The organism is Brenneria roseae subsp. americana (assembly GCF_003115815.1).
Lineage (GTDB): Bacteria > Pseudomonadota > Gammaproteobacteria > Enterobacterales > Enterobacteriaceae > Brenneria > Brenneria roseae.
The window spans coordinates 23896-37575 of record NZ_QDKJ01000004.1 but is presented as its reverse complement, the minus strand read 5'-3'; the positions used below and the strand labels follow the sequence as shown (position 1 = coordinate 37575).

Sequence of the window (13680 nt, the reverse complement as noted above, 5' to 3'; positions counted from 1 at the left end):
TCCCCTGAAACCGCCATCTATACCGGCACCGGCACAATTATCGGCCGTGGCTTAACCCGCATGGCATAAATCACGCCGACCACCAGGCAGCCCACGCCACACAGCGTGAGCAGCGGAGGCCAGGACTGGCGAATCATAAATGAATACGTCAGACCGGACAGCGTCTCGAAAACAATCAACGGACCAACCAGTACCGTAGGCAACCGCTGGCTGGCTTCGTTCCAGCAGAGCGTTCCCAGCCACGAGCAAAATAGGCCAATGGCGATCATCAGCGGGATAAACACGGCCGGACGCGGGCCGAAGGGTAATGCGAACCCTTCACTGGTCAGGGCAAGATGGGTACAGACCAGCAGATAGCCCAGTATCGCCAGGGGCAGCGTAACCAGACCCTGCGCTGTGGCCCAGGTGGTAGGCGTCTTGTCCACATGCTCACGCAACCAGCGGGCGTTACGCAGCGGATACCAGGTCCAGCAGGCAACGGAAATGAAGGCCAGCACGATGCCACTTAAATAACGCCAAAGATCCAATGGCGCTGCCGATCCTTTCAATTCCGCAATATTGACGCAAATCAGCCCGGCGACAATCAGTATCAACCCCGGCGCAAGCCGCCGCCAGGCGATTCGGCCATCGCGTTTGCTGTACAGCAGATTGGCGGTGACCGAAATAACCACCGGCAACGTACCAATAATCATGGTTGAAACGGGCGCGCCGGTACGCTGGATTGCGCTGGCCAGGCAGAAGTAATACAGCACATTGCCGATCGCGGTGAGTTTCAGCGCTTCAAACCAGTCCTGGCGGCTTAATTGACGCAGTCTGTGGCGATCCAGCCAGGCCAGGGGGATGGCGATCAGCCCGAAAGCGAGGTAACGTCCGGTTGACTGTAAGGCTGCCGGGTATTCCGGCACAATGACTGGACCAACGAAAATCAACCCCCACATTAACCCTGCCGAGAGGGCGAAAAGAACGCCAGTGAGCATCGTAAACCCGTTATTCATTAAATATGGATAGAGGACGCCTAGTCTAGAGGCTGAGACGGTGGGGTTCAAAGGAATAACGAAAAACAGCGCATGATAACGTTCAATACCGGGAAGCGTGGGAAATTGATCGTCCGTGTCGCCCCTCGACCACAGGCCGAGGGGCGATGGGTTGTCACAATCCCCGTTTTTCCATCAGCAATGCCAGGTCAATGAGGCGATTAGAAAAGCCCCATTCGTTGTCGTACCATGCCAGGATCTTGACCAGCCTGCCGCCGATGACCAGCGTTGAAAGCCCATCAATAATGGATGACCGCGGGTCTCCCTGATAATCGCTTGATACCAGCGGTTCGTCGCTGTAACCGAGAATGCCCTGAAGAGGGCCAGACTCCGCCGCCTTGCGAAAAGCGGTATTGATCTCATCTACCGTGACGTCGCGTTTCAGGGTAACCGACAGGTCGACGATAGAAACCACCGGAACCGGAACCCGCAGGGAGTAGCCGGTCAGGCGACCATCCAATTCAGGAATCACTTTGCCGATCGCTTTGGCGGCCCCGCTGGAGTAAGGCACGATCGAGAGGGCCGCGGCCCGGGCGCCGCGCAAATCCTTTTCCGGTTGGTCGTGCAGAGCCTGACTGTTGGTATAGGCATGAGTGGTGTTCATCAGGCCATACTCAATGCCGAAGGTTTGATGGAGCACCTGAACCGCGGGGGCAAGGCCGTTGGTGGTACAACTTCCGTTGCTGACAACCTGATGGCGGGCTGGATCGTACTGCTCATGGTTGACGCCCATGACTATCGTGATGTCGTCACCTTTTCCGGGCGCGGAGATAATGACTCGCTTGGCTCCCCCCTTCGTAATATGCACCTCGGCCCTGGATTTTTCGGTGAAAAACCCGGTGGCTTCGATCACGATATCGACGCCAACGCTCCCCCATGGGATCGAACCGGGATCTCTTTCTGAGAAAACACGGATGGGCCTGCCATCAAGCACCAACCGATCATCAACCGCTTCGACGCTGGCCGGCAAGGTGCCAGAGAGTGAATCGTATTTCAGGAGATGAGCCAGAGTCTTGCTGTCCGTCAGGTCGTTGATCGCCACAATCTGGAAATCGCTGCGACCCAATGCCGCGCGTAAGACATTACGACCGATTCTTCCGAACCCATTGATACCTACGTTGACCATGATGAATGCCCTTTGTTAATTGTCCTCCTGCTACTCTAGATAGGAAGAAGAATGGCGTAAATGACGTTTATAGATCAATTTACGCCAACATGCGGGAGCAAAAGCGTTCGCGGTATTCCGTCGGCGTGAGTTGCAGGTTTCTTTCAAAAACACGGCGCAGATTGAGACTATTGCCGAATCCGGTCGCTTCCGCGACCTGTTCAAGTTTTTCCGCGCCTTGTTCCAGACGTTGTCTGGCTGCATCCAGGCGCACTTCTTCTACATATTTGGCCGGCGTCGTACCGGTCTCACGGGTAAACACGCGCGTGAAGTTACGCGGGCTCATGGCGACGCGGTCCGCCAGCTTTTCGACTGACAGGTCGTGGGCGAGGTTCTCAAGGATCCAGGACTGGAGATCGCGAATCGGGCCGGGTTTTTTGGCCTGATTCAGGATATAGCGGCTGAATTGCGATTGGCCGCCAGGTCTGCGCAGGAACATGACGAGGTCTTGTGCGACGTCGCGAGCCAGAGTGAAGCCGTGATCGTCTTCGACGAGCGCCAGCGTGAGATCGAACCCCGAACTGACGCCGGCCGAAGTCCATATTGCGCCGTCCTGAATATAGATCGGCCCTCTTTCGACTTTCACTTTGGGAAAACGGGATTGCAACGTATCCAGCAATCGCCAGTGCGTAGTGGCCCGGCGCCCATCAAGCAGGCCGGTCTGGGCAAGGATCAATGCGCCCCCGCAGACAGAAACGACGCGCCGCGCTTTGGGTGCGGCGCGGCGAACCCAATCCGCGACGACGGCGCCTTCTTCCTCGCTCAATCCTCTTCCCGTGATCATGATGGTATCGCGTTCCAGCGCGGGATCGAGATCCGAGAGACGGTGATCCGCCAGAAGGTTCAGCCCTGACTGCCCGTGTACAACGTGATGAGGCTGGGTGGTGGCAATTGTCACCTGGTAGCGCGGATTGGGCGAATCCTCCGGCCTCAGGCGATTAGCCTGCGTCAGGATGTCGGCAATCCCCGCCGCTTCGAATAGCATTCCCCCTTCGGGGACAATGATCAGGAATGTGTGCATGTCCTTAAAAATACAAATGAGGCAAAATAAGTCAAGCCCAACCTGAGTTATCCAAAAAGAGGGTACAGATGATTCTTCAGCAGAGGATACAGATTGCTCAATTTTAATATCATTAATATCAGTATGTTATTTTCTATAGTACAAAATAGCATAATAAAAACCATTTCCGTATTTGTCCTGAGCCCCATTCCTTCGTATCAATATACCTATTGTCAGACATAGCCATTGGATATACCCGTCATACTTCAAGTTGCATGTGCGTTGGCCGCGCTCGTTATCCGGTCCTTTCATGGGCCTCGCCCCGGCGGATTTGTCTCCCGAATCGCTGACCGCCTTCATGCAACCCGAATTATTCAGGGTATAAGGCTGGAACGTAATACTAACGACGGGGTGAAAAGTGAATTTTCAGCAACTGAAAATTATTCGTGAATCTGCGCGCTGCAATTACAACCTGACCGAGGTAGCGAATACGCTGTTTACCTCTCAATCTGGTGTGAGCCGGCATATTCGTGAGCTGGAAGAAGAGTTGGGGATTGAAATATTTATCCGTCGCGGGAAACGGTTGCTGGGAATGACGGAACCAGGTAAAGAGCTGTTGATTGTCGCAGAAAGGATTCTGAACGACGCCAGCAATATCCGTCGTCTGGCCAACGTCTTTACCAATAACGACACCGGGCAACTGGTGATAGCGACCACGCACACCCAGGCCCGCTATAGCCTGCCACAGGTGATCAAAGAGTTTCGGGCGCTGTATCCGCAGGTGCGTCTGGTGTTAAATCAGGGAACGCCGGATGAAATTGTGGCGATGCTGCATACGGGAGATGCCGATATCGGCATTGCCAGCGAGCAACTGATTAATGAAACTGCGCTGGCTGCTTTTCCCTATTACCGCTGGCATCATTCGGTCATTGTGCCGGAAAACCATCCGTTGGCGAGGGAACCGATATTAACGCTGGAGAAACTCAATACCGTGCCGCTGATTACCTATCGTCAGGGGATTACCGGACGTTCCCGTTTGGATCGGGCATTTCAGGCCGCCGGAATGTCCCCGGATATTACCCTGAGCGCACAGGACTCGGATGTGATTAAAACCTATGTCGAGTTGGGGCTTGGCGTCGGGATCGTCGCCGACCATTCTTACGATCCCGATCGGGATAAAGGATTAGTCAAATTGAACGCGGAACATTTATTTGAAGCGAATACGGTGTGGCTGGGGTTGAAAAAACATCAACTACAGCGTAACTACGCCTGGAAGTTCATTCAACTTTGTAACACGGAACTCTCTTTGACTGAAATTAAAGATCGGGTTTTCAGCGATCATGACGATACGGTTATTGATTACCAGATCTAAGCAGGATGCTTGCCTGACGTTGTTTCCAGCCAGCGATTTTCTTGTCGCTGGCTGACGTTATTCCCCGCAATAATTTTCGTCACGCCGCTGTGATTCGGCCCGTCTCGCTGTCATTGATTAAGCATAATTATGATTTGCTGCTCCCATAATCCACTTGATCTCACCGTAGGGGGATAGTAGCATTCCACGCCATAACAATAACTTATGCTTGATGTTTTATTTTTAGATACAAATACTTGTGCGCTTTTATTGAATAACTATGTGATTCATTTTTCACGCAGGTATGGGAAAACATCGATAGCGGTTCATCAAATATGCTGTCTCCACGCTTATTTTACGGCTTACCTTGAGCCGAAATTTGCGATATCGCCATGCGTTCATGGCGAGGAGTTTTAAAACGGAAAATCACATGAAAACGCAGAAAATCAGCCTTGCCTGGCAAATCCTCATTGCATTGGTTCTTGGTATCGCACTCGGCGCGGTGTTGCATGAACAGGCCGAGAGTCGCCAGTGGCTCATCAGTAATATTCTCAGTCCCGCGGGCGATATCTTTATCCGCCTGATTAAAATGATTGTCGTGCCCATTGTTATCGCTACGCTGATTGTCGGCATTGCCGGCGTTGGGGATGCGAAAAAGCTGGGCCGAATTGGTCTGAAGACCATCATTTATTTTGAAGTCATCACCACGATAGCCATCGTTCTGGGCATCACGCTGGCGAACGTGTTCCAGCCGGGACAGGGCATCGATATGTCGATGCTGACCTCTGTCGATATCTCACAATATGAAAAAACCACCGAGCAGGTTCAAAGCGGCTCACATAGTTTGGTCGCTACCATCCTGTCGTTGATTCCGCCCAATATCTTTGCGGCCCTCGCCAGAGGGGATATGCTGCCGATTATTTTCTTTTCGGTACTGTTCGGTCTGGGCTTGTCTTCTTTACCCAGAGAGCACCGCGATCCGCTGTTGAACGTGTTCCGCGGCGTATCCGAAACCATGTTTAAAGTGACGCATATGATCATGCGTTATGCTCCGGTAGGGGTATTTGCCCTGATTTCGGTGACGGTGGCCAACTTTGGTTTTGCCTCACTGTGGCCGTTAGCGAAACTGGTGATTCTGGTTTATGCCTCGATTCTGTTTTTCGCTCTGGTGGTACTGGGCAGCGTGGCCCGTTTATGTAAATTACGCATCACCATGCTGATTCGAATCCTGAAAGATGAATTGATTCTCTCTTACTCTACGGCCAGTTCTGAGACGGTATTGCCGCGTATTATTGAAAAAATGGAAGCGTATGGCGCGCCGAAATCGATTACCAGTTTTGTCGTGCCAACCGGTTATTCCTTTAACCTTGATGGTTCTACGCTGTACCAAAGTATTGCCGCCATCTTTATCGCGCAGTTGTACGGCATTGAACTGTCAATTGGGCAGGAAATTGTGCTGGTATTGACCTTGATGCTGACGTCAAAAGGGATTGCCGGCGTGCCGGGCGTTTCTTTTGTTGTGCTGCTGGCGACGCTCGGCAGTGTGGGCATCCCTCTGGAAGGTCTGGCGTTTATTGCCGGGGTCGATCGTATTTTGGATATGGCGCGGACTGCGCTGAATGTTGTCGGCAACGCGCTGGCGGTGCTGGTTGTCGCCAAATGGGAACATCAGTTTGATGAGAAAAAAGCGCAGGCTTATGAACGCGAACTGAAAGGTATTGACATAGCAACGGCGCCGCAAGGGTGAGCGGATAGCGGTTTTCATCGGGCCGCTGCGGTAGCGCTGAACGGACATGAATGACGGCCCCGGTACCTTTCCGGGGCGTTGTCATTCAGGCGGCCCGGCTGTCTTCACGCAGGGGGGATTGAACCAACTGTTGGGTACTCCATAGCGCATTTTTGATGTTTTCCGGCGCGACGGAGAAGGGCAGTCTCGCCGCTATTTTGGCGGAGATTTTCACCTCTTGCGCAATTTCCTCAACCAGCTGCGGGCGATCGCCCAGACCGAGTAATGTGAGCGTCAGTGGGCTGCCATAGCGATGAAGCTGTGACAATAGCTCTGCTCTGTCGCTGGCATGCTCATGTTCAAGAAATGCCTGTGCCGCTAAGCCAAATCCTACTTTTTCGCCGTGCAGCCAATGATGAAGCGCCGGCAAACGCGTCATGCTGTTATGAATGGCATGCGCGACGCCAATCCGCGGAACATTGTCTTTCATGCTGTTCGCCACACCGGCCAGTGCGATAACGGCATCAATCACTTTGCGTAATGCCGGCGTTACCTGCCGTTGCTCATTGTCATTAATGGCCTGTTCACCGTAAGTATTGAAGGTATCCACGGCCAGTCTTGCCGCCTGCGCTTTCAATGCCAGAGCTAGTCCGTCATCGCCATTGCGCAAATAAGGCTGGAATTCATACCATTTCGCCAACGCATCCACGATGCCTGCTTTGAGGTAACGCGACGAGCTTTGCGCAATCACTTCACTGTCAACCAGAACCCATACCGGCAGTCGCTTCAATGCGATTGGACCATTGTGCGCGCCGGTTTCGCTGTAAATGACGCTGATGGGAGACCAGGCCGCGCAGGTAGCGGCGATCGTGGGAACGGTGATCACCGGAATCTGTCCCAATACCTCGCCGACGGCTTTCGCCGAATCCAGGACGCGTCCCCCGCCAATGCCCAGAATCAATTCAGCCTTGAACTTGCGTGCCTGAGCGGTCAGTGCTTCGATTACGAGCTTGGTGCAATCACCCGGCAGAAATTCAACCTGATAAATCAGACCGTGCTGATTCAGACTGCGCTCAACGTGTTCTGCCGTTGCCTGCCAGGCCTGCGGGCTGGTAACGATCAGAACCGTTTTGGCAAAAGGCGTAATGAATTCACCAACAGAACGGATGACGCCATCACGATTCAGATAGGTTTCTGGTGCTTGTATTGCAATCATGGATGCGATCTCTTCTATGTCGGAGGACAGAGGATATCCAGTTGTAGCAGCGATGCAGAAAACGGCAAAAGAACAATTCTGGTTATGCATACGCGCATTTTGCATAACCAGCAGGCGGTGAGGAGACGCATCAAGCGATCCGGTTAACTATGAAGCGAAGTGAGGAGGTAGCGCGCCTGTCCGATGGCATTTCAGCAACATTTTTTGTTTTCCGCGCCGGGCTGATCTTCCCATTTAGGCAAGGGCATACCGTGGTTGCCTTTATAGGCCGGTGACACCGGCTGTGACCAACCTTGCAGCAGCGAGTCATCCAACTGGTAGATTTCAATTCCCAGCGGACGACAGACTGACAAGGGATCTTCCGCGTCCGGTCCCCACATCGGCAACGAGAGATCGCCTCCCGGGCAGGTTGAAATCGCGCACAGCACATCAATTTCGGCAAAGAACTCCAGATAATCCCCTTTTTTCGCCGGACAGGCTTTCATGAAATACATATCGTCCGCGTTTAGCCCGGTACACTGGAAAACGTTGAGGACATCGTGCACGTCAAACTCGGTCAAACCATAGGGCATCACGGCGCGGGTGAGATTGGAATGGCAGTGAAAATCGAAGTCTTCACCGGTCAACAGATGGTTGACGTAGGGATCGCAACGCGTTCCCAGCAGATCGTGTACGCGGCCGCCATGTTCGTCGATGCCGTAATCGGCCAGACTATCGGCGGTAATGGTCACCATGGGGCGCAGAAATGGCAGGTTAGACCACAGACGGTCGAAGGTTGAGACATGTGCGCCTTGTAATTGCCGGGTACGCGCCGCCCACATCCGTTCCCGCGGATTATGTTGATTCCATATATTCAGGTCGCCAACCTGGGCGCCCTCTGCGGCAACAATGCGAAAGACGTGACCGGCCGGCACGGTCCAGGCCTGACCGGTGCGAATAGGAACATGGATCTGTTCAATCAGCGTCCGTTTGTGTTGTGCGGTGGCAATGTGCTGATAGAAATCGCGATCGACGTCCAGCGCCGATCCTTTGGATACCTGATAAGCCGCAGGATAAAATGTGGTCATAGTGATTCCTTGGTCACAAATAATGTGAGTAATGATTGTTCTGAATCCTGTAAATACTGAGTCAGAAGTTGGCAGGCAGCCTGGCGATCGCCGGACCGCAGCAGTTGATAGATCTGATGGTCACGCTCAACCCAGGGATATTGGAAGAATTTTTCGTCGGGGGCCGAGGCAAACAGCAAGCGTAGCTGGGCGACGATGCTGGCAAAAAAACTATTGAAGCGCGCACTACCCAGAATGCTGACAATGACCTGGTGAAAACGCAGGCTGTAAGTTGCCACGGTAGGCCAGTCGTCGTCGCGGGCGGCGCTTTCCACGATTTCAATGGTATCCCATAGCCGCTTCAGGGTTTCCTGTTTGATATATCTGTCGCCGCCGACCGCCTGTAGCTCAAGCGTGCGGCGGATAATATAAATATCCTTGATATCCGCACGTGTCATCGTACGTACCGTGACACCTTTATTACGTTGGTAAACAACCAACCCTTCACACAGCAACTGGCGCAGTGCTTCGCGTACGGTATTCCGGGAAATTTGATGGCGTTCAGCCAGTTCACTTTCGATCAGGGTTTGTCCACCCAACAGTTTTCCGGCGATCATTTCATCGCGCAGCAGATTTGCCACGCGTTCAAAGGCCGGCAGCTCCTGATACGTTGTCTCTTCAGTCTGTGGTCGCATGCGATGAGAACTCCAGTTGATTCAATACATGTCGTTGACTTGTCAGAAAGCGCGATAGGCGGGGATTTTCTGACACGCTTAGCTCGCCGGGTGTGCCTTGAGCAACCATTTCACCCTGTTCCATAAAAATAATGCGATCGGAAATTTTAAAGGCGAATGACATTTCGTGGGTGACGATGGCCATGGTCATGCCTTCATTAGCCAGGTCTTCGATCACCTTCAGCACTTCGCCGACCAGTTCCGGATCGAGTGCGGAGGTCGGTTCATCAAATAACATAATTGACGGTTTCATCGCCAGCGCACGAGCTATCGCCACCCGCTGCTGTTGCCCACCGGATAGTTGATGTGGGTATTGATGCGCCTGTGCCAGCAATCCCACTTTATCCAGTAAGGCCAGACTGAGCTGGCGAATATCATCCTGCGCGCCCTGGCGGTGGTAGTGGGGGGCTAACATAATGTTTTCCAACGCGGTTTTGTGCGGGAACAGATTAAACCCCTGAAATACCATGCCGATACGGTCAGCCTGATCGTAGTAAAATTTATCGGGACGGCCGTGAGGTGTTACGTGCAAAAAACGTTTGCCATTCAGCGTGATTTCACCGCTGCTCAGTGATTCCAGACCATTCATGGTGCGGATTAGCGTGGTTTTCCCTGAGCCAGACGGCCCAATGATGGAGACGACCTCGCCTTTTCCTAACTGAAGGGTAATGCCTTGCAGCACCACTTTGTCGCCATAGCGCTTGCTGACCTCAGTCAACGTCATGATCGGTGGATGAAGTCTGGAAAAACGGGCGTGCCCGGGCGGCGAAGGCGGTGTCAGCGAAGTTTGCCGCGCCAGCTGTTGTTCCTGATTGCTGGTGGGCCGTGCCAACCGGTGATTAACGTCAAGCTGGCGCTCCAGCCAGGTAATTAATCGGTCGAATACCGTAACAATAAAGACGTAATAGCAGGCGACCGCCAGCAAGGTCTCCATCACCTTGAAATTCTGAGTATAGAGTCGTTGCCCGACCATTAGGATCTCAGCCAGTGAAATCACTGAAACCAGCGACGTCAGCTTTACAATGGTGACGAACTCGTTAGCCAACGTAGGCAGGGCGATACGTAACGCCTGCGGAATGACGATCAGACGCTGGATACCTAAATATCTCATGCCCAGCGCGCGTCCTGCTTCGACCTGTCCCTTGTGAACCGACATCAGCCCGCCGCGATGAATTTCGGCGATGTAGGCTGACTCGCTAAGGATCATCGCGATAAGCCCGGCAAGGAACGGGGAAGAGAGTAGCGTGGCACTGGCAGGGAAAAACTGCGGCAGGTTGTAAATAAAAATGATGAGAACCAATAACGGCAGACTGCGAAATAGCCAGATATAGGTCCCGGCGAGCCAGCGCAATGGCAAGATGTGCGACTGTTTCGCCAACGCCAGGACTAATCCGAGCAGGATACCGCCCAGCCAGGTGGCGATACTGAGTTCAACGACCAGCAAGGTGGCGCCCCAAAACTCCTGGTAGCTAAATAGGCCGAGGAGATAGTGCCAGTCAATATTCATAAAGCGGTATCCTTGTGTCGCCCCGTAATGAAGAAGGGAGATGGCAAGTCAGCAGTTACAGCGTACCGGCCAGTGCAGACGTAATATCCTCTGCCGTCGGCGCGGTCAGGTTATATTGCTTCAGCAGCGACTGGTAGTCGGACGACGCCAGAACTTTCGCTACCGCGTCGTTAAGTTGCTGTAACTGTTCTGCATTACCTTTTTTAACGCCCAGTCCGACGACGACGGGATAAAGAATATCGCTGGTGACCGCTAACTTGCCTGATTTGTCAGCGGCGGCGCGGGCGACGGCGGCATCTTCAAATTGCGCGTCCACGGCATGAGATAATACCGCCTGACTGGCTTCTGGCGATGTCGGGAACTCGCGTACATCAATGGGTCCAATCCCCTGTTTTGCACAGACGGTTTTCGACACTTCGGCCAGTTTTCCGATCCAGGCGGCGCCCTGAATGGAACTGACTTTTTTACCGCACAGCATCTCTGGTTGGGTGGGGGTGAAGTTGCCTGCTTTCAGCGTTAGCAACACGCCGCCGGTTTTCATATAAGGGATATAGTCGATTTGTTTGGCACGTTCTGGCGTGACATAAAGGGTTGACGCGATGACATCGAATTTGCTGGTGTTGACTCCCATGATCAGATTGGCAAAACGCGTGTCCATAAATTGCGGCGTGGTGTTGAGCGTTTTGGCTACCAGCGCCATGAACTCGGTATCGAATCCTGCGGGTTTCCCATTATCCATATAGTTATAAGGCGGATAGGTAAGGTCGGTACCTATTTTCAATGCGGCGTCTGCCTGAACTGATGTGATGCCAAACAGACAGCTACACAAAGCCAGTGCGGTACGGTGGAGCGAACGTTTTTTATTGTGTGTTGTGTTTTTCATGGTTTTTTTCTCTGGTGGTGGCGTCAAGAATAATTCACATTGTTGAACAATATGATATCAATAAGTATGCCAATAATTATTTTTTTAAAAAAAAGGACACGCCGGTGCGTCGAGGCGGTCAATAAGGCGTGTAAATTCATAGTGGAAAAGGGGGCGAGGGATACCTGGGCGGGCGATGCCGGTGGGCTGGGAATTTCAGCCAGGATAAAACGAAAAAGCATAGTAAAGGTGCAACAGCACCATTATTGCGCAGCAAAATGGTGCATTACACCTTGAGTGAGGTAGTTAGCGTTGCATTCCCCAACGTTTTACCGTGAGTTTTTCTATGCTGGCAAAGATCAGCCCCTCGACCAGCAAGCCAATAATGATGACGGAAGCCAGACCGGCGAAAACACGGTCGGTATACAGCTCATTACGGTTCTGGAAGATATACCAACCCAGCCCTCCGTTGCCGCTGGATGCGCCGAAAACCAGTTCGGCGGCAATTAATGTACGCCACGCGAATGCCCAGCCGATTTTCAGACCGGACAAAATGGAAGGTAGTGCGGCGGGCACCAGGATGTAGGCAACATAGCGCCGACCTTTCAAACCATAATTTCGTCCGGTCATACGCAGCGTTTCAGAAACGCTGAGGAAACCTGAATAGGTGTTGAGCGCCATCGGCCACATTACGGAATGAATGAGTACAAAAACCAGACTCTTCTCGCCCAGCCCGAACCACAACAGCGCCAGCGGCAGCAACGCAATGGCGGGCAGGGGATTAAACATGGACGTTAGCGTTGCCAGCAAATCACGTCCAATGCGGGTTGATACGGCCAGCGCGCTTAATCCCAACGCCAGCAGGCTACCCACCACATAGCCTTTCAGCAATGTGCTGAGTGAAACCATAACCTTATTCGGTAATTCACCATTGGCCAGATCTTCCCGGAAAGCAGCAAAGGTTTGCAGAAAACCAGGGAACATCAATTCGTTGTTTTGCCAGCGGGAGCCTAATTCCCACAAGATAATTAACCCGAACAGAATGACAATCTTACGCAGCCATGCCTGATTCCATAACCGCGTGGTAAGCGGTAGAGGCAAGGCCAGCGCAAAATTTTTGAGCGGAGTAAGTTCACGCTGATACTCGGGTCGGACGGGGGGCTGGATGCTCATAGTGTTTACCTTGATGCGATATGGCAGGAGAAGGCGTCGTACCTTCAGTGGGAAACAGAAGATGGTGAATACGCTGGGCCGCCGCCTGAAAAGCTTCGCCGCCCTGATCGTCCATCGCAAACTGATGACAGTTGATTTCTGCCCGTACCCGCCCCGGATGAGGAGAGAGCAGCAGCACGCGGCTACCGACAATCAAGGCCTCTTCAATGGAGTGCGTCACAAATAGCAGGGTGAAGCGCACCTCTTCCCATAAGGCGAGTAATTCTTCCTGCATTTTGCGGCGAGTCAGCGCATCCAGCGCGGCGAACGGTTCATCCATTAATAACACTTTTGGCTGCATCGCCAGCGCTCTGGCGATGGCGACACGCTGCTTCATTCCGCCGGATAGCGTATGAGGATAGGCATCGGCAAATTTGGTTAATCCGACTTTATCCAGAAAATACAGTGCTCTTTCACGGGCTTCGGCCCGAGTCGCCTTTCGGCTGGCGACCAGCGGAAACAGCGTATTTTCCAGCACGGTTTTCCACGGCGGAAGCTGGTCAAACTCCTGAAAAACCATAATTCGGTCCGGCCCCGGTTGTGTGACGCGTTCGCCATCAAGTCGGATTTCACCTTCCACCGCAGGTAAAAATCCGCCGATGGATTTTAACAGGCTGGATTTGCCGCACCCGGATGGCCCGAGCAGCACAAAGCGGTCAGCGGGAAATACGTCAAAACTGACATCGTGTGTGGCGCGAACCTGGCTGCGACGAGTTCGGTATTCCAGGCCGACGCCGTCGATTTGTAACAGGGGCTTTGGCAGCTCACCGTTGTGGTCGTGGCTCATAAATCCTCCAGTGCGTGATTGACGGTGCCGGCCAACTGCG

12 protein-coding genes are annotated in these 13680 nt (G+C 53.0%); 2 read left to right on the top strand and 10 right to left on the bottom strand.

What is annotated here, in order from left to right; translation table 11 throughout:
• Nucleotides 1-17 precede the first annotated feature (17 nt).
• From B4923_RS06100 to B4923_RS06090, 3 genes are all read right to left on the bottom strand, one after another.
• Nucleotides 18-977 (bottom strand): DMT family transporter, encoded by a 960-nt coding sequence (locus B4923_RS06100; protein ID WP_109053479.1) that lies wholly within the window; start codon nucleotides 975-977, stop codon nucleotides 18-20.
• Nucleotides 978-1149: 172 nt separating this feature from the next.
• Nucleotides 1150-2160 (bottom strand): type I glyceraldehyde-3-phosphate dehydrogenase, encoded by a 1011-nt coding sequence (gene gap, locus B4923_RS06095; protein WP_109053478.1) that lies wholly within the window; start codon nucleotides 2158-2160, stop codon nucleotides 1150-1152.
• A 79-nt stretch (nucleotides 2161-2239) separates the two neighbouring features.
• Nucleotides 2240-3220, bottom strand: coding sequence for a GlxA family transcriptional regulator (locus B4923_RS06090; protein WP_109053477.1), 981 nt, complete (start codon nucleotides 3218-3220; stop codon nucleotides 2240-2242).
• Nucleotides 3221-3617: 397 nt separating this feature from the next.
• On the opposite strand from B4923_RS06090, the gene cbl reads away from it, so the two are divergent.
• On the top strand, nucleotides 3618-4571 hold the full coding sequence (gene cbl, locus B4923_RS06080; protein ID WP_109053475.1) for an HTH-type transcriptional regulator Cbl: 954 nt from the start codon (nucleotides 3618-3620) through the stop codon (nucleotides 4569-4571).
• Between the two features lie 409 nt (nucleotides 4572-4980).
• Nucleotides 4981-6297, top strand: a complete 1317-nt coding sequence (gltP, locus tag B4923_RS06075) for a glutamate/aspartate:proton symporter GltP (RefSeq protein ID WP_109053474.1) — start codon at nucleotides 4981-4983, stop codon at nucleotides 6295-6297.
• A gap of 85 nt (nucleotides 6298-6382) precedes the next feature.
• Here the strand turns inward: gltP and B4923_RS06070 are convergent, their stop codons facing one another.
• The 7 genes from B4923_RS06070 to B4923_RS06040 form a co-directional block, all read right to left on the bottom strand.
• Nucleotides 6383-7492, bottom strand: a complete 1110-nt coding sequence (locus tag B4923_RS06070; protein ID WP_109053473.1) for an iron-containing alcohol dehydrogenase family protein — start codon at nucleotides 7490-7492, stop codon at nucleotides 6383-6385.
• A gap of 191 nt (nucleotides 7493-7683) precedes the next feature.
• On the bottom strand, nucleotides 7684-8559 hold the full coding sequence (locus tag B4923_RS06065) for an urea carboxylase-associated family protein (RefSeq protein WP_109053472.1): 876 nt from the start codon (nucleotides 8557-8559) through the stop codon (nucleotides 7684-7686).
• The gene (locus B4923_RS06060; RefSeq protein WP_109053471.1) at nucleotides 8556-9233 is read right to left on the bottom strand and encodes a GntR family transcriptional regulator; all 678 of its coding nucleotides are present in this window, start codon (nucleotides 9231-9233) and stop codon (nucleotides 8556-8558) included. The genes B4923_RS06065 and B4923_RS06060 overlap by 4 nt, the downstream gene beginning before the upstream one ends.
• On the bottom strand, nucleotides 9217-10779 hold the full coding sequence (locus B4923_RS06055) for an amino acid ABC transporter permease/ATP-binding protein (protein ID WP_109053470.1): 1563 nt from the start codon (nucleotides 10777-10779) through the stop codon (nucleotides 9217-9219). Before B4923_RS06055 ends, B4923_RS06060 begins: the two co-directional genes overlap by 17 nt.
• A gap of 55 nt (nucleotides 10780-10834) precedes the next feature.
• Nucleotides 10835-11662: an ABC transporter substrate-binding protein gene (locus B4923_RS06050; RefSeq protein ID WP_109053469.1), complete on the bottom strand. Its 828-nt coding sequence runs from the start codon at nucleotides 11660-11662 to the stop codon at nucleotides 10835-10837.
• A 285-nt stretch (nucleotides 11663-11947) separates the two neighbouring features.
• Nucleotides 11948-12814, bottom strand: a complete 867-nt coding sequence (locus B4923_RS06045) for an ABC transporter permease (protein ID WP_109053468.1) — start codon at nucleotides 12812-12814, stop codon at nucleotides 11948-11950.
• Nucleotides 12774-13640, bottom strand: coding sequence for an ABC transporter ATP-binding protein (locus tag B4923_RS06040; RefSeq protein WP_109053467.1), 867 nt, complete (start codon nucleotides 13638-13640; stop codon nucleotides 12774-12776). The genes B4923_RS06045 and B4923_RS06040 overlap by 41 nt, the downstream gene beginning before the upstream one ends.
• Between the last annotated feature and the right edge of the window lie 40 nt (nucleotides 13641-13680).